Below are 15,953 nucleotides of genomic sequence, written 5' to 3'. Positions count from 1 at the left end.
AGAGTAAAGAGTTTTTTTGCTTAATTTTGTTTCTTTCGCAACTCGGAGAACAGTAAATCGTTTACGTGGATTCTTTGTCAGATTAAGTATGACCTTTTGAATAGTCATATGGTTGCGTTGATATTTTTGATTCCGCCGAGAATTAGGCAACCTCATTTATTATAAGTTTATCACATGGATACTCACATTATCCTTATAAACAATATGTTTAAAATAAAAAATCAAATTTTAAGGGGAAAATTTAAATGAATAAAGCGTTGTCAATTATCATCACATTTGCAATGATAGTGTTATTAGTTGGTTGCTCAAAAACCAATAGCGACACTACATCAGAGCATACCGAGGCTAAAGGATCTAGTGTACAGCAGGCTACCGAGCGCATAACAGAAGCGCCGACTGAAGCACCCACAGAAGTCCAACCGATTGTAGAATCAAGACATTCAATCAAAGAGATAATCACGCCCTTCTCTGAAGATAGAGCGTGGGTAACATATGTAGATAACGATAATGAATTAAATTACGGTGTTATTGATACAAATGGTTACCTAGTGTACAACATTAAACAATCCGAAGTTGGAGATGGATGGTATTCAATAACGGCATCTGAATTTAAAGATGGCGTTTCCTGTCTACACGTAGACAATAGCAGCAGATTTTCAAAAGCCAAACCGGGAATGATTATTGTTAACAACAAAGGAAATGTAGTTTTTGACAGTCGAGAAACTGACGATACAATAAATTATTTTTACTGGGGTTACGGTGATGAAACTATTCTGATTGTAAAACAGGTTGCAGACTTTTCGTCAAATACTGGATACATATGCGAAATGAATACATCCGGTGAAATTGAGAAAGAAACAAAGCTGGAAGAAAAGTATGTGTTTGATGATGACTATCAGAGCAAATGGCTTACCGGTTCGTTTAGGTATTATGGAGAAGGGATTTTCCTTGGCGGTTATCTTGATATGATCTACAACAAAAACAATCAAGAGTTGTTTCAAACTTACGAAGAAACAGGTGCAACTTCTAAGGGTATTCCTTTCCTGCGTTTTTATGATGTATTTGAAGATAGTAAAACTATTGGATCAACTACAACTAGTGATAGATGGGATGATTCAGTCAGTGAAATACGCTCTATTGCACCAAGCGATTTGACTAACTATGAAAAGTGGATGAGCTATTGTGATAATCAAAAGATTATTTGGGGTCCAAATATAAAAATAAACTATTTATCGGAAGGACTCATTAATAACACTGAGGATAACGAATACTACAAGATCAAAAAAGGCATCTATGATTACGATGGAAGATTGATAGCCGAATACCCATCTGAATGGAATATTGAGCAGGGTGATGGCTTTTCTAATGGATTGGCTGCATTAAAAATTAAAGGTGCGGACAAAAAGTATTATGTTACTGTGGTTAATAAAAACGGAAAGGAACAATATAAACCAATAAAGGTTGACGAATGTACCTTCCCGGCGTGGCACGGATATATACAAGCAAAAATTGACAACGAAGATGTTATCATCTCACCCGCTGGAGAAAAAACATCATTAAATGAGATAAACCAATTGAGTGAAGATTATGCTATTGGTGAAATCACTGTACATAATGGTTTTCGAAAGATTAAAAACGCCAAAACCGATAAGTTTGATAGTTTTTCAGGTATAGATGGGTCAACGATAAACACGGTTATCATACTTAGCAATTATGAAGAGGTATCGAAATCAGGAATAAAACCTAATGCAACAGCTACAGAAACGTCAGAAACGATAGCAACCAAAATCTATCAAACTATCAACGAGTTTTCCATCGTCGGCAAGTGGAAAAACGTAGGAGAATACACTTTTGGTCAAGCGCAGAAAGGTTCTATCATTTCATTTGACGGAACAAACTGCAACTTCTTCAGCCCGAAAGATACATACGCTTTTTATAAAAACGGCGATAACTATAAACTCGACTGCACCAGTCCACTTGCTGATACTGTTAGCTTTACGGTTAAAATCATTGACGAGAACAATATAGATATATTCAACGGCTCGGATATCGTTGAATTGACAAGAGTTAGCTAAAAATTAGGAGGAAATCCAAAATGAAAAAGAATATATCTTTAGCAATTTCGATGATTATAGTTGTACTATTATTTGGGTGCTCAAATTCCAGCACTAATAGTGAAAATGGATATAAAACACCGACCTCGGTTATTTCTTCACCCACTTTGAACACAGATGAGGAGCTTTTTACAGATGCTGAACCTCAAATCATAGGGAATATTTCTGATTCAGGTACATGTGGAGATAATTTGACATGGAATTTAACGGATGACGGTGTACTTTATATAATCGGCACAGGACAAATGGATGAAATCAAATGGGGTACAAATTGGCAAAACAATTTTACAACTCAAATGATAACTTCGATTGTTATTGGTGATGGTGTTGAGAGCATTAGTAAAAGAGCATTTGCAAGATGTAGTAATTTGACCGAGGTATCAATTGGAAAGGGTGTAACAAACATTGATAGTGCCGCTTTTAGCTCGTGCAAAAGTCTTAAATCGATTGAAATACCAGAAGGGGTAACTGAAATAAAGCAAGAAACGTTCATATCTTGCGAGAGCCTATCAAATGTTTTGTTTCATGATAATATTGAAGAAATTGGTGATAACGCTTTTCGTTGTTGTTATGCATTAACATCGGTTACTATACCTGATTCTGTCACCAAACTTGGTGAGGATGTTTTTTATGAGTGCACCAACCTTACAGACGTCATTTTGGGAAATAATATCACAGAAATAAAAGACTTTGCCTTTGCAAATTGTGAAAAGCTTAAAAATATCTTTATTCCTGATTCTGTTACTGCAATCGGTGAATATGCTTTTGGTAATTGCCTTGAATTAGAGAGTATTGCATTCGGGAAAAAATGTACAAGTGTAGGCGAAATGGCATTTGCTAACGACGATGCTTTAAAGTCGGTATATATACCCAAAACAATGGATTATTTTGGCAAGAATGTTTTCTATTTCGATGAAGCAAGTGTTTCTGAAATCTACTATGAAGGCAATGAATCTGAATGGGCTGCTATATCGGGAACTGATGATTTTTATTTAAAGGATAAAACGATTCATTATAACGCTTATTAGTCAGTTTAGTCTTATGACAAATATAAATAACGGAAAGGAAACAAAGTATGACTTGGTTAATCATTCTTATTATAGTAGCTGTAGTTGGAATTGGAATCGCTGTAGGCGTTTCAAATGCAAAGAAAACAGATCAAATGGCAAGAGAAGGAAAGATTATACAGCGGCAAATGAGCTTTTGGGAGAGTGCGGAATACTTCACCACAACAGCTACATATGAACAAGTCAAAGCGGCTGTTAAGAATAACAGCTTTTCTGACAGCTCGGTGGAGATTTACTACAACGCAGGCGGAAAGCAGGCAATCGTATTTAAGTCCAGTCACTCTTGGAACGCAGAGCTTGATTGCTTGGAGACACAAGGCGACAAAAATAAATTTAAGCTATATTTCCCTGTTTGGAAAACACATAGAGGAATGCCTTATGACGTAAACTCTATGAACGCGTTCGTTACAACCATCGAGAAGATATTTTTGTCTCTCGATTCGGCAACAACCGTTGAAAACAGAAAAATGGACGTCAGCACAAAAACAAAATTCTTTTAATCAGGAGGCTAATCATGAATCCGACTTTAACTATTATTCTTATCTCAATTGGTTTGATAGCGGTTATCTTTTCGATAAGATACCTTATCAATTTAGGCGCAAACAAAGCCGAGGACGCAATCAGAAACGCAAAAAAGAAATCAGATGAGAAAAAGAATCCCCCACAGCAGGAAAGTCTCGCTGATAGGTTTAAAAAATAATACAAACAGAAATCAATTCTTACATAAAAACAACAACCGCCATCATTTACTTAACAATGAAATGGCGGTTGTTCTTGTATCTAAATTTGTTTTATCATTATGGAATAATACTTTAAAAAATAGAAACCAGATTAAATCTTTCAAAGCAATTATTAAAACGGACACCCTCTGTACATCCGTGTCAATATATCTATCGTACAAATAATATGGTGCATATTCATAATTCCTAGTTTACATAAAAAAGCTATACTGAGAATATTGGTGCTTATCTGAACGATTTGATTTAGCAATTCAATACAGAAATAAAGAAAACCCCCGATAAATCAGAGGTTTTCCTCATGACACCAGCGTTCAAATAAGGTGTCTTAATGTGGTGCGGGCAGAGGTAGTCGAAACCTCATCTCGAGTTTGGAAAACTCGCATACTAACCGCTGTACTATGCCCGCAAATGGGGTGGAATATCGGGATCGAACCGTTTGCGCAAGCTCCGGTTCCCAACTCATATTGCTTTTAATGTAAAACCCCGTGGGGTGGGATATCGGGATCGAACCGACGACCTTCTGGACCACAATCAGACGCTCTAACCATCTGAGCTAATCCCACCATACCCCATATTATACCACAATTCCCTCTTTAACCAACCATTTAGCCAAACTTTGGTCTGATTGGCGGTATAAACGACCTTTTCACTTGGCTCGGCGCCTGCGCAGGGGCTTTATTCGTACCACCCCTTACACCATCACCAAGATTGTCACCCCTCTTCATCCCACTCTGTTTCTTCTCGGACGGTACATATTTCTTTGCTCGTGGACCTTCCGCAAAAGACCTACTGGCAATCCGCGAATCATTATACCCTCGCACAATCTGTCGATTCCTCTCCACCTTCATCCGCTCATCAAAAGTCTCCACCGAAGCCGTCCCCATCGCGTCCGCACTCTGAACCTTACCATACGCCGAAGAATGGAAAATATCCTCTTTCTTCTCTTTCATTATATACTTAAGAAACGGATTCTTCATCGCATCCTCTTATCAAACCGTCTCTATTTCGGTAACAGCAAAAATGCTATCGTCCCTGCCGCCGCCCCCAATATAATTGTCAAAATTATTGTCACTATCAGACTTACTTTAGTATCTTTTTCTGGTTTCGAAATAATTGTAATTGGGCCAGTGTCTTTCTCTTCGGTTGGCTTAATCGCCTTTTCATATACATTCTTCGACAAAGGTCGTTTCTCTAACTTGCCCTGATTAATAAACGGCGATTTCGGAATTTTCATCTTTGTTTTGTCCGGCTTTTCAGACTTTTCCACAGGTTTTTCCACAGCCTTCGCCGGTTTCTCCAACTTTTTGGCCGCCACTTTTACGGATTTTGCCTCTGCCAAATCAGACTTTTTCTGTGCGAAATGCCCCCGCGACAAAGGCCTCTTCTCTACTTCTGTTTTTACAAATTTCGGTCGAAAATCCTCAATCACCCCATACTCTGGTTCTCGTTTCAGCGAAAACGTATCGGCATCCGCTTTCAGCACATCATCTTTCCGTGATGCCTTTGCTCGTACCAGTTGCTTAGAAGCAACCCCACCACTCGTAACAGATTTTCGCGCCACAGCCTTCTTTACCGGCGTCTTAGCCGGCTTCGTTGGCACAAAATCCATGTATCTTTTATTCATGATCTAGTTCTTTTAGCTGTCTCGATTATATCAACGAACTCACTCAGAATCAAGGAAGATCCACCTATCAAAAGACCATTTACCCCCGGTACCATCAAATAAGCTCCTGCGTTAGCCGGACTCACACTGCCACCAAACAACACTGGAATTTCCTTTGCCGTCTTTTCTCCGTAAACTTCTTTTAAGTTCGCCCTAATCAACTTCACAACTTCCGCAATCTCATCCGGCGTAGCCATCTTTGCCACTTTCGAAGATGATATCGCCCACACCGGTTCATAGGCAACAATCACTTTATCTACATTATCATCTGCCACCTCCGACAAACCACCTATTAGCTGGTCACGAATCACATCCGCCGTCTCGCCAAAAGCTCGCTCACTTTCTGTTTCACCAATACATAAAATCGGAGTAATTCTGTTGCGAATCGCTGCAGCTACCTTCTTTGCAATCATCTTATCATCTTCGCCAAAAATATACCGCCGTTCCGAATGGCCAATTATCGAATAGTCCGCAACCCCCCTCAACTGGGAGAACGCCGTCTCCCCCGTAAACGCCCCATAATCCCGATAAAATGCATTCTGGGCCGCCAACTTTATCTTGTGCCTATCCACCTGCAAAGACAAAGGCTGTAACGCAATCGTTGAAGGCGCCACTACTACGTCTATATCTCTGTAATTTGGTAAAGCCTTTAACAGCTTATGAAGATAGATGGAAGCCTCTCCGACCGTAAAATTCAACTTCCAGTTGCCCACAATATAAGTTTTCATAACCTTATTATAGCATGTTATAATGTATCTATGAAAAAAGTATTAGCATTTGACATAGACCAAACTTTAAACGTCGCCAAAACTCCCATTACCGACGATATCGCCGATTTACTAGTAAAATGTCTCGCACACTTCGAAATTTGCCCTATTTCAGGTCAAAAATTCGACCAATTTTTAATCCAAATCGTCGACCGGCTTCCCCACCCTACTCCCGAACTCCTAAGCCACCTACACCTATTTGTAGCCCAAGGAACGCAATATTATCGTTTTAACACCACCAAAAACGACTGGGAACAAGTCTACAATTATCCTCTTACAGATGAGCAAGTCGCTAAGATCACCGAAACTATTGAGAAATCCGCTCGCGAACTCGGCTACTGGGAAGAAGACAAACTCCAGCCTGGCGACGAAATCATCGAAAACCGCCTCTCTCAAGTCACTTTTTCAGCTCTCGGTCAAAAAGCTGGCACTGATGCGAAATACGCCTGGGACCCAGACTGCAAAAAACGCGAAGCTATCTGCGCTCGCTGCCGAGAACTCGCTCCAGAATTCGAATACGAAATTGGTGGCACTACCTCTATCAACGCTATCACTCCCGGTATGAACAAAGTCTTCGGTATGACTCACCTCTTGGAAGAGCTAAACGTCGAAAAAGAAGATATTCTCTACTTCGGCGACATGACCCAACCCGGCGGCAACGATTACCCAGTAGTCCAAATGGGTATCGACACCATTACCGTCCGCAACCACGAAGACACTGCCTTTTGTCTGCGTGGTATTCTCGGCATACTTTAATCGATTTCATGCTATAATGTACTTATGAATATTATAGTGGTGGGAAATGTCTTAAAAGACGTCTATCTTAACTTAGATAGCCGTACCGAACACCTAGAAACCGACAAAAACAACACCAAATGGCTAAATCTTAGTTTTGACGCCAGCGAGCACCACTTTTTTAACCGCAGCAGCAGTCTCGGCGGAGCCGCCATTTCCCTAGAAGTTCTTCAAAAAATGGGTTTACCTGTTACTATCTCTAATTCAGACTTGCAATTGTCTGGCGACGAATTCACCTCCACCGCTCCCCCCGAAACTTATCGCTACATTTTCATTGTAGACGGCAAAGTCAGTTATTTCGTTCCTACGGCACCTCGCATCACCACTTTTAACCCCCCAGCCGAACCAGTAGATTATCTCTATGTAGACCGTTCCGCCACATTAGACGCCGCTGCAACCGCTAGAATCAACGCTTACCTAGACATTTCTCAAACTACCAAACTAATACTCTATGTCCAAAATTCTGAAAATCCTCATCTAAATGAACTCATCCCTCGCGCCGACCTCATTTTCCTAGAGGACAGCAAAGAGAGCGCAAAATCTCAGGACCTATCAATTTTGGCCGACTTCGATACCAATAAACTCGTCCATATTTCCGAAACCCAAATTACTTATCAAAAAATCACTGAAAACATCTCTGTAGATAGAATAGATATGCTCACGCATCTTTCAGTATATTCCATCGCCGCAGCTACCGTCCTAGGCGGTTTTATCCTCGGTAACTCCGTAGAAGACAGCCTCACTCTCGCCCGCGTCAACATTGAAAATTCTCGCCTCAACTCCGTTTTACCTCTTAAAGAAATGCAAGAAATCGCCGAAAACACTTCCCCTCAAGATGATCTCGAACTCATCGCTGCCAGCTTAGTCCTCAAGGGCAAAGGTATCCTTGCAGCCGATGAGTCCGGCGGTTCAATCAAGAAAAAATTCGCTAGCCTAAATATCCCTGATACTTACGAAAATCGTCGCGATTACCGCAATATCTTCTTCACTACCCCAGATCTAGAAAAGTATGTCAACGGTGTAATTCTCTTTGACGAAACCGCCCGTCAGCTCGCCGACAACGGCCAAAATTACGTAGATTTTCTCACCTCTCGCCGAATTATCCCCGGGATCAAAGTAGATCAAGGTCTAGCAAGATTCGACAATTCTCTAGAAACTTATACCAAAGGTCTCGAAAACCTCAGCGACAGATTAAAAACCTATTATTTGCAAGGGCTCCGCTTCGCCAAATGGCGCGCCGCTTTCGAAATCCACCTTTCTACTTCCGGCAGCATTATTACCCCCACCACCCACGCTATAGAAGAAAATTGCCGTATCTTAGCTGAATACGCCCTAAATTGCCAATCCGCCGGCCTTGTACCCATTGTCGAGCCAGAAGTCGTTTATAACGGTTACTATTCTCTCGAGCAAAATTCCGAAGTCACTGGCCACATCCTAGATGTCCTCTTTCAAAGCCTCACAGACTTCGGAGTAAACTTGCGCGCTTGTATTCTCAAAGTCAACATGGTTCTAGCCGGTAAAAATTACGATACTCCTTCCACTCCAAAAGTAGTCGGCGAAACTACTGCCAAAGTTCTCAAAGAACACGTCCCGACCGATCTCGCTGGCGTTGTGTTCCTCTCTGGCGGCCAAACCGTAGAACAAGCCACCGACAACCTAGCCGAAATAGAAAAAAACGGTCCCTTCCCCTGGCCAGTCACCTTCTCTTTTGCTCGCGCTCTGCAAGATCCTGCTCTTTATGCCTGGGCTGGGAACAATGCTAATACCGATACTGCCCGCCAGGCATTCCTAGCGAGATTAAAGGCAAATGCTGAAGCGCTAAAAGCGCAAGGATAAATTTCCTTGCGCTTTCCGATAAATCTTATGTAAATTCTATTCTTGTACTGACTCGGTTGCCTCTTCTTTTGGAGCCTCAGCCGCCTCTGATTCCGACGTTTCCTCAACCTCAGCTGCCGCCTTTTCTTCAGCTTCACGCTTTTCGGCCTCTGCTGCTGGATCATACAAGGACGCTACTACCTGCTCTGGGTCTAATTCTTTATCTGCTAACTCCACACCTTTCGGCAATACGATATCCGAAATCACAATCTTATCATCCACTTCCTTCATCTTAGATGCATCAATCTCTAGCTCTTTTGGCAAATCTGCCGGCTTCGCCTTCACATCTAACTCTTCAATCGCTTGAGTCAAAGCAAAATGATAAGTCTTGGCAGCCTCTGATGCCTCAAAGTTCACAATCACTACTGGAGTAGTAGCTTCCACTACCTCTTTCGCTGAAATCGCTTGGAATTCTACATTCATAATCTTACGTGACACTGGATCAATCTGCACGTCTTTCACAATTGCAAGATGTTTCTTTCCGGCCATATCAAGATCAATTGGAGAATGATATCCTGCCTTTTCCAAAACTTTCTCTGTCGCTACATATTCAGATGCCAAAAGCACTGGCTCTTTACCGCCGTATACCACCGAAGGGATCATCCCTTTTTCCCTCAAACTCTTTATCTTCTTGCCAGTCACTTCCCGTTTTTCTAATGTCAACTTATATTCAGCCATAAAAATTCCTTTCTCTGTTTATTATATCATATTTTCTTGACTTTTACCATCGCCGGCCTTAGTACTTCGCCCTCATAATAATACCCCGGTCGCAACGTCTCACCTATCACCTCTTTCTCGCCATCACCCTCTACCATCACCGCATCATGCAAATCCGGATTAAACTCCACCCCCTCACTAGATACAATCTTCGCCAAATTCAAATCTTTCAATGTCTTTTCTAGCGATTTTTCCAAAGGTTTAAGTTCCATATAACTGCCAATCGCCCTATCCAAATCATCTAATAGAGGCAACATCTTATATACCGTCGCTAATTGAGTTGTTTTCTTTACATTCTCCTTTTGTACTTCTACCTGTTTACGAAAGTTCTCAAAATCCGCCCGCGTCCGTTGCAAGTCATTCGTTAATTCATTGACCTGCTTTTCTATTTCCGAAGTATCCACTTCCACTTTCAAATTCTTCAAATCTTCGCTCTTCAGTGTGACCTCTATTTCTTCATCTTTTTGCTGCTTTTTCATAGTATCTCCTCTAACATATTACCAGCATATCGCACCAGTGACATTACTTTTGAATAATTTTGACGCGTCGGCCCCAATACTCCTATGTAGCTCCGGTCCGAAAATGGCGATCGAAACTTCGAAATAATCAACGACACCTCCGAATTCTTCCCAATAGGGTTCTCGTGTCCAATAAAAATATTTAACGCTTCACCTGGCGCCGCCTCACGAAGCCACGGTTCCAGATTATCCAACAATTTCGCTACCGCCTGCACACGTCTAGTGTCACCAAATTCCGGTTGCGTGAAAAGCCGCGTCAAACCAGCCAGATACAATTGACTACCAATTGTTGCTAAACCCAAATTTCCTGTCAGTTCCACCAAAGCGTCCACCGCTCCACGAATCGCCGTATCGGCCCGCGACTGTGAGCCTACCCGCACCTCTAATGCGTGCGTTCCCCGCTCTATCGACCGTCGTTCCGTCTCCGCTTTAGTACTCGCTTCCAATCCATCCAAATTATTTACATAAAATCTATATCCAGCATCCGTTGGCACCCGACCCGCCGAAGTATGCGGCTGCGCAATTAACCCCAACGTTTCTAGTCGCGCCATTTCCGCTCTAATCGTAGCCGGCGACACCCCAAAAAGCTTCGCTAACGTCACACTCCCTACCGGAGATGCCGTTTCAGCGTATTCCTCTATAATCTGACAAAGTATCTTTTTTTGCCGCTCAGTAATTTCCATATCTTAATTATAATAAATTAGCACCCAAAATGCAAGAGTGCCAACTTTTTCATTCCAGTATTCTGGTCTTTACAAAACGCTTATTCTGTGATATAATCAAGCCAGCTCGTGAGAACGACCATGTTTTTGGTCGTATACGCGGGACTTCACAACTGGGCCAGCCACCCAGAGTACCTTAGGAGGATAAATATGGCAAAGACTAAGAAACAGAAGCAGAAGACTATCGAGTACAAAGGGACAAAATACGTTTGCGTTTTGAGAAACGCCAAAGTAGCCGTCCGCGTCAAGCGCACTGCGCACGGGCAAATCATGCTCGCCGGCACTCTCAACCTCGTCGATGGGACTTGGCAAAACGCCAACAACAGGAGCGCACCGCTCCCTAGCCACATCAAGAATGAGGTCGAAAGGATCTTCTCTTACTAATTCTTACCCCATCCGCCTATACATCTATTACCCCGCCCCGACATTTTCGTCGGGGCTATTCTGTGCTAAAATAACCTTATGGAAATTGAACAAAAACTCACAATTATTAAAGAATGGCTTGGTACTGGTTCTATCAACATCTTCGGTCTACCAATGTCCGGCAAGGATACCCAAGGCGTCAAGCTTGCCGAAGCATTAGATGCCAAATTCCTTTCTTCCGGCATGATCGTTCGTGCCATGGAAACCGAGACCAAACAAAAACTTTCTGATAAAGGCAATCTCATCCCTACTAACATTTTTTATGAATGGGTTTTGCCTTATTTTGAACGTCGCGATCTTTTTAGTTACCCACTTATTCTTTCTTCCATCGGACGCTGGAGCGGCGAAGAAGACCAAGTTATGTCTGTAGCTGCTGGCGCCGGCCACGAAATCAAAGCCGCCGTCATCCTCAATATCTCTGAAGCAGACGTTGAAAACCGCTTCAAAGAGTCCAAAGTTCTTAATGACCGCGGCGAGCGCGCCGATGATAAAGATCTCGAAATTTTTCATAACCGCCTCCAAGAGTTCCGCACCAAAACCTTACCAGTACTCCAACACTATCAGACTCTCGGCCTGCTCGTCGAAGTCAACGGTGATCAGACTCGCGAAGCCGTCTTTAACGAACTCGTCGAAAAACTTTACGCCAAAGCCGCACAATCTCGTGCCTAAATTCGTAGATCAAATATCCCAGGCCTACACCCACTACCCCTAACACCGCATAAAGTGCCACAAATGAAGATTGCTCCTCGTAATTTTCTGGTGTCAAATTATAATCCGCCCCATCATTTTCTTTTATCTTTCTGCATCTATTAGTCTCTGGATTAAGATAATATCCTTCTTTGCAAGTCTTTTCTGCTACTATTTTTACTTTATTACATCTTCCAGTCAAAACATTCAGATAATACCCCTCCTTACAAAATTTTTCTGCTACACTAGTTATTTTTACGCAATTTCCCGTTGCTTCATTTATCACTTTCCCTGCCTCACAAGTTTTGAACTCTTGATAATTATTTGCCCCACCCGGAGTCGGTGCATAAGTAACTTTCCAAACTTCTTCACCTTCATCACCGTAGCCAATCAACGCATAAGATGTCCCCTTTCGCTGGCCATTTGGATAGGCTAAAGCGTCCACTGTTTCGCCAGTCACATCAATCAATTCTAGCGAGTTCGAGTTCGTAGGATTTTTTGTTAAACTAAATTCTCCCGCCGGATAATATACAAAATATCCTTCCGCCGCTACTACGCCACTTAAAGCATAATTTTTATTTTTATATCGCAGCTGACACCCATCTAACAGAATTTGCTCCGCTCCAGGATTATAAAACTCAATAAATTGCTCCGTCTTGGCGCTCTCGTAATAACTCAAAATCTCCGAAAATTGTAGTCCCCTGCACTGGCTCACCATTTTGCCGTATCCATCTTCTTCCTTTACCGTCTCTACATAGTAACTTTCCGTATCATACTGCGCTTCATATTCTACTAAATGTTCAAAATCTCCAGTTTCCAAATTCCTTACCAGCACAGTTGGACTAGCCGACCTGAATTCTTTATAGCACCCGTCCTTCCCAGTCCAGCACACACTATCCACCACCTCATCGCCAATTTTTAACTCTAACGCCGCTTTAAAAGCCAGCGTCTTCATATAGTTCACGGCTGCCAGCTCGCTATCCGGCGAGCTGGCTAAGCGAAGGAGGAGAGTCTCGCCAGTCATCCAACTGTACTCGGGAAACTCCACCAACACGGTGTAATTCCCGCTTGAATTAGTATAGCCTACAGTGGCTCCAGCGAGCGAAATCGGTGCGTCGGCATTCTTTCGGGCAATTTCTATCATTTCGCCGACATTACTTTTACCATCAACCGTATATCCCGGGTTAATGGCTTTAATATAAATTTCCGGAATTTTTTCACTTGTTTCTATAGCTTGCGCATGATCTACCTGACTCCAAAATCCCAAAACCACCCAGCAAATCACACCTAAAAATATTCCAAATTTTTTCATGCCTCCTTCTCTAGCATGGGCACACTAGAAAATCAACCCCCTGCATGCTATAATTTAACCATGAGCTTTTTTGTCTCTTTAGGAATCGTCATTCTCGCTATGCTTATCATGGCTTGTTTACAGTTACAGCCCGGCGTTTTTTCACTTTTCTATCATTACGCTTCCGGTAAATATTCCAAAGCTCGAACTTCCGATATCACTTTATTTTTCATCCTTGGCGCCGAGACTTCCGCCGCCTGTCTTTTTCTTTGTTCTTATTATATTGCCGATTTCCTTTTTCTTTACAAATTCCGCCCCGAAACCAGTTTCTTTGCCTGGATTATAGCCGGAGCCCTACTGGCTCTCGCCATCATGAGCATCTTTTGTTATTTCCGCCCCGGCCCCGGCACTAAACTCTTCATCCCCCGGCGCTGTGCACAAAATCTCGACAGCCACGCCCGTACCGCCAGTTCCCGTTCCGATGCTTTCGCACTCGGTGCTTTATCCGGCATCTGCGAACTTCCCTTTACTTTGCCATTATATATAGTCACTTCTATCGAAATTATGGAAATGACTGTTGAATTTTTCCCCAGCAACCTTCTGACTATCCTCTACATCGTCATCCCCACCATCCCACTTTTTATTACCCGCTGGAAATTCCAACTCGGACATAACCTTGCCAATATCCAAAGGTCCCGCGTCAAGGATAAAAATTTCACCCGCATCATATTAAGTCTCATCTATACTGCCATCGCTGTTTTATTTATCTATTTTAGGATTCTTGCATAATGGAAATTACAAACAATAAGACCCTCATCAAAAATCTCAAAATCGACGCCAAAGCCATCGGCATTCCCACTGGCGCCGCTGAAATTTTCATCAATAAATCTCTCACTGCCGCCCAAAAATCTCTCAAATCCAAAAAAATCATCACTGATCAGGACCTAAAATTAGCCATCGTCAAAGAGCTCAGAAAATACAATACTGATTTCGCTTATGTTTACGAAAACCATGATAAAATAATATAAAATGGGTAGGAAGTATAATTTTGATTATATCGTCATCGGTAGTGGACCAGCTGGTTCCACCGCTGCCCTAACACTTGCCAAATCCAAAAAACATATTGCTCTCGTCGAAGGCCGTTATTTCGGTGGCGCCAACCTTAATACTCGCGATGTCCCCTACAGCGTAACTTTAGATTTTGCCCACACTTATCACAAAATTTCACATTCCCCAGAGCTCGCCCATCAAGATTTTTCCTTTAATTTCCCTACTATCGTTGCACATCAATTAAAAGCTGTTATCGAAACCGGTGGAGGGAACAACCAAAAACTCTACGATAACGCTGGGGTCACTTGTTTGCACGGCTACGCCAATTTCTTAGACCAAAACACCATCGCTATTGGTGACCAAAAGTTTACCTCCAAAAACTTCATCCTCGCCACCGGCTCACACCTAGACACTTCCGCCATCGCTGGTACTAACGCTGTTAATTATCTCACCCCCGAAACTGCCATCAAAATCCGACGCTTACCTCGTGCCGTTCTCGTCGTTGGTGGCGGACCTACCGGATGCGAAATCGCCGAATACTACGCCGAACTCGGCGCCAAAGTTCTCATCATGGAAAAATCTGGCCGTCTCCTCCCACTCCAAGACATCGAAACTAGCCAAGCCATTGCCGAGCATTTTTCCAACGATCTTGGCATCATGGTACTGCCAAATTGCAAAGTCATCGCCCTAGAACAAGACGACCTCTCAAAACGTGTTATTTTTCAAAACAACCGTACCGAAAAAATGGTTCGCGTAGATTGCATCGTTCTCGCCACTGGCAATAGACCCACCACAGATTATGGCTTAGAAAATGCCGACATCAATTTTACAAAATCCGGCAGCATCAAAATAGACAAATATTTCCAAACTTCTGCCAAAAATATCTTTGCCATCGGAGACTGTACCAATGACGACCCATCTATTTCCTCTACCGAACGCGCCGGATACGAAGGCAAACTACTAGCCACCAACATCATCAATAAAACCAAAAATACCCCAAATTACAAAGGATTCACCTATGTAGTAGATACTTCTCTAACTGTTGCCTCCGTCGGAGCCACTGAAGCAGAGCTGAAACACCACAAACGCAAATATAAAAAATCCATCGTCTATCTCAGAGAAACCCCCGCCGGCAAGATTTTCGGCCTTCACTACGGTTTCGTAAAATTACTCTTCAGCCACACCAACCACATTATCGGTGGCTGCATCGTTGCCCCAAACGCCAAAGCCATGTCCGGCGAAATCGCCTTAGCCGTGCGTCACAACCTCACCGCATCAAATCTTGCCAGTACACCACACATCGCCAATGACTATAGCTACGCTATCAAATTGGCCACAGAAAAGTTAACCACCAATAAAAAATAATCAACCCTAAGTTCAGCCCGAGTTAGGGGGGTAACTCAAGCTGAACTTAAAGTTGATTACTAAATTTACGTGGTTGCGGGGGTTGGATTTGAACCAACGACCTTTTGGTTATGAGCCAAACGAGCTACCAGGCTGCTCTACCCCGCGACGCATAGTGCT

17 protein-coding genes and 3 tRNA genes are annotated in these 15,953 nt (G+C 42.5%); 10 read left to right on the top strand and 10 right to left on the bottom strand.

Going from position 1 to position 15,953, the window contains the following annotated elements:
• Nucleotides 1–245: 245 nt before the first annotated feature.
• Genes G3RUM_RS01840 through G3RUM_RS01830 form a run of 3 tightly spaced genes read left to right on the top strand, consistent with a single transcriptional unit; the run spans nucleotide 246 to nucleotide 3,681 of the window.
• Nucleotides 246–2,075 carry a hypothetical protein gene (locus G3RUM_RS01840; protein WP_129734815.1) on the top strand — a complete coding sequence of 610 codons (1,830 nt, stop codon included), beginning with the start codon at nucleotides 246–248 and terminating at the stop codon, nucleotides 2,073–2,075.
• A 20-nt stretch (nucleotides 2,076–2,095) separates the two neighbouring features.
• Nucleotides 2,096–3,142, top strand: coding sequence for a leucine-rich repeat domain-containing protein (locus tag G3RUM_RS01835; protein WP_129734813.1), 1,047 nt, complete (start codon nucleotides 2,096–2,098; stop codon nucleotides 3,140–3,142).
• 47 nt (nucleotides 3,143–3,189) lie between these two features.
• A complete protein-coding gene (locus tag G3RUM_RS01830) occupies nucleotides 3,190–3,681 on the top strand; it encodes a hypothetical protein (RefSeq protein ID WP_129734811.1) in 492 nt (163 codons plus the stop codon).
• Between the two features lie 571 nt (nucleotides 3,682–4,252).
• Here the strand turns inward: G3RUM_RS01830 and G3RUM_RS01820 are convergent.
• From G3RUM_RS01820 to tpiA, 5 genes are all read right to left on the bottom strand, one after another.
• Nucleotides 4,253–4,327 (bottom strand) — tRNA-Gly (locus G3RUM_RS01820).
• 80 nt (nucleotides 4,328–4,407) lie between these two features.
• Nucleotides 4,408–4,484, bottom strand: a tRNA-His gene (locus G3RUM_RS01815).
• A gap of 42 nt (nucleotides 4,485–4,526) precedes the next feature.
• Entirely contained in the window at nucleotides 4,527–4,898 is a 372-nt protein-coding gene (locus G3RUM_RS01810) for a hypothetical protein (RefSeq protein WP_129734807.1), read from the bottom strand.
• Nucleotides 4,899–4,921: 23 nt separating this feature from the next.
• Nucleotides 4,922–5,545, bottom strand: a complete 624-nt coding sequence (locus G3RUM_RS01805; RefSeq protein ID WP_206660895.1) for a hypothetical protein — start codon at nucleotides 5,543–5,545, stop codon at nucleotides 4,922–4,924.
• Nucleotides 5,542–6,312 carry a triose-phosphate isomerase gene (tpiA, locus tag G3RUM_RS01800; protein ID WP_129734803.1) on the bottom strand — a complete coding sequence of 257 codons (771 nt, stop codon included), beginning with the start codon at nucleotides 6,310–6,312 and terminating at the stop codon, nucleotides 5,542–5,544. The genes G3RUM_RS01805 and tpiA overlap by 4 nt, the downstream gene beginning before the upstream one ends.
• 30 nt (nucleotides 6,313–6,342) lie before the next feature.
• On the opposite strand from tpiA, the gene G3RUM_RS01795 reads away from it, so the two are divergent.
• Nucleotides 6,343–7,107 carry an HAD-IIB family hydrolase gene (locus G3RUM_RS01795; RefSeq protein ID WP_129734801.1) on the top strand — a complete coding sequence of 255 codons (765 nt, stop codon included), beginning with the start codon at nucleotides 6,343–6,345 and terminating at the stop codon, nucleotides 7,105–7,107.
• A gap of 24 nt (nucleotides 7,108–7,131) precedes the next feature.
• Nucleotides 7,132–8,982 (top strand): class I fructose-bisphosphate aldolase, encoded by a 1,851-nt coding sequence (locus tag G3RUM_RS01790; RefSeq protein WP_129734799.1) that lies wholly within the window; start codon nucleotides 7,132–7,134, stop codon nucleotides 8,980–8,982.
• A 36-nt stretch (nucleotides 8,983–9,018) separates the two neighbouring features.
• Here G3RUM_RS01790 and G3RUM_RS01785 read toward each other — a convergent pair whose 3' ends face one another.
• Genes G3RUM_RS01785 through G3RUM_RS01775 form a run of 3 tightly spaced genes read right to left on the bottom strand, consistent with a single transcriptional unit; the run spans nucleotide 9,019 to nucleotide 10,939 of the window.
• Nucleotides 9,019–9,699, bottom strand: coding sequence for a 50S ribosomal protein L25 (locus G3RUM_RS01785; protein WP_129734797.1), 681 nt, complete (start codon nucleotides 9,697–9,699; stop codon nucleotides 9,019–9,021).
• A gap of 26 nt (nucleotides 9,700–9,725) precedes the next feature.
• Nucleotides 9,726–10,217 carry a nucleotide exchange factor GrpE gene (locus G3RUM_RS01780; protein WP_129734795.1) on the bottom strand — a complete coding sequence of 164 codons (492 nt, stop codon included), beginning with the start codon at nucleotides 10,215–10,217 and terminating at the stop codon, nucleotides 9,726–9,728.
• Nucleotides 10,214–10,939: a transcriptional regulator gene (locus G3RUM_RS01775; protein ID WP_129734793.1), complete on the bottom strand. Its 726-nt coding sequence runs from the start codon at nucleotides 10,937–10,939 to the stop codon at nucleotides 10,214–10,216. The genes G3RUM_RS01780 and G3RUM_RS01775 overlap by 4 nt, the downstream gene beginning before the upstream one ends.
• Before the next feature lie 189 nt (nucleotides 10,940–11,128).
• On the opposite strand from G3RUM_RS01775, the gene G3RUM_RS01770 reads away from it, so the two are divergent.
• Together G3RUM_RS01770 and G3RUM_RS01765 are read left to right on the top strand one after the other, a co-directional pair.
• Nucleotides 11,129–11,362, top strand: coding sequence for a hypothetical protein (locus G3RUM_RS01770; protein ID WP_129734791.1), 234 nt, complete (start codon nucleotides 11,129–11,131; stop codon nucleotides 11,360–11,362).
• A 78-nt stretch (nucleotides 11,363–11,440) separates the two neighbouring features.
• Nucleotides 11,441–12,070, top strand: a complete 630-nt coding sequence (locus tag G3RUM_RS01765; protein ID WP_129734789.1) for an adenylate kinase family protein — start codon at nucleotides 11,441–11,443, stop codon at nucleotides 12,068–12,070.
• On the opposite strand, the gene G3RUM_RS01760 is transcribed toward G3RUM_RS01765, so the two are convergent.
• A complete protein-coding gene (locus G3RUM_RS01760) occupies nucleotides 12,018–13,400 on the bottom strand; it encodes a lamin tail domain-containing protein (protein ID WP_129734787.1) in 1,383 nt (460 codons plus the stop codon). The two genes, G3RUM_RS01765 and G3RUM_RS01760, sit on opposite strands and share 53 nt — an antisense overlap.
• A gap of 60 nt (nucleotides 13,401–13,460) precedes the next feature.
• Here G3RUM_RS01760 and G3RUM_RS01755 point away from each other — a divergent pair, with 60 nt between their 5' ends.
• From G3RUM_RS01755 to G3RUM_RS01745, 3 genes are read left to right on the top strand one after another with little or no spacing between them, the layout of a single operon-like run.
• Nucleotides 13,461–14,168 (top strand): hypothetical protein, encoded by a 708-nt coding sequence (locus G3RUM_RS01755; protein WP_129734785.1) that lies wholly within the window; start codon nucleotides 13,461–13,463, stop codon nucleotides 14,166–14,168.
• The gene (locus G3RUM_RS01750) at nucleotides 14,168–14,407 is read left to right on the top strand and encodes a hypothetical protein (protein ID WP_129734783.1); all 240 of its coding nucleotides are present in this window, start codon (nucleotides 14,168–14,170) and stop codon (nucleotides 14,405–14,407) included. Before G3RUM_RS01755 ends, G3RUM_RS01750 begins: the two co-directional genes overlap by 1 nt.
• A 1-nt stretch (nucleotide 14,408) precedes the next feature.
• Nucleotides 14,409–15,794: a dihydrolipoyl dehydrogenase family protein gene (locus tag G3RUM_RS01745; protein WP_129734781.1), complete on the top strand. Its 1,386-nt coding sequence runs from the start codon at nucleotides 14,409–14,411 to the stop codon at nucleotides 15,792–15,794.
• A gap of 70 nt (nucleotides 15,795–15,864) precedes the next feature.
• Here G3RUM_RS01745 and G3RUM_RS01740 read toward each other — a convergent pair.
• Nucleotides 15,865–15,941, bottom strand: a tRNA-Met gene (locus G3RUM_RS01740).
• Nucleotides 15,942–15,953 lie beyond the last annotated feature (12 nt).

This window comes from Candidatus Nanosyncoccus alces (genome assembly GCF_004138395.1).
GTDB classification, from domain to species: Bacteria; Patescibacteriota; Saccharimonadia; order Saccharimonadales; family Saccharimonadaceae; genus Nanosyncoccus; species Nanosyncoccus alces.
Note: the sequence above shows the minus strand (reverse complement) of the source record. Positions and strands in the feature narration are given on the sequence as shown.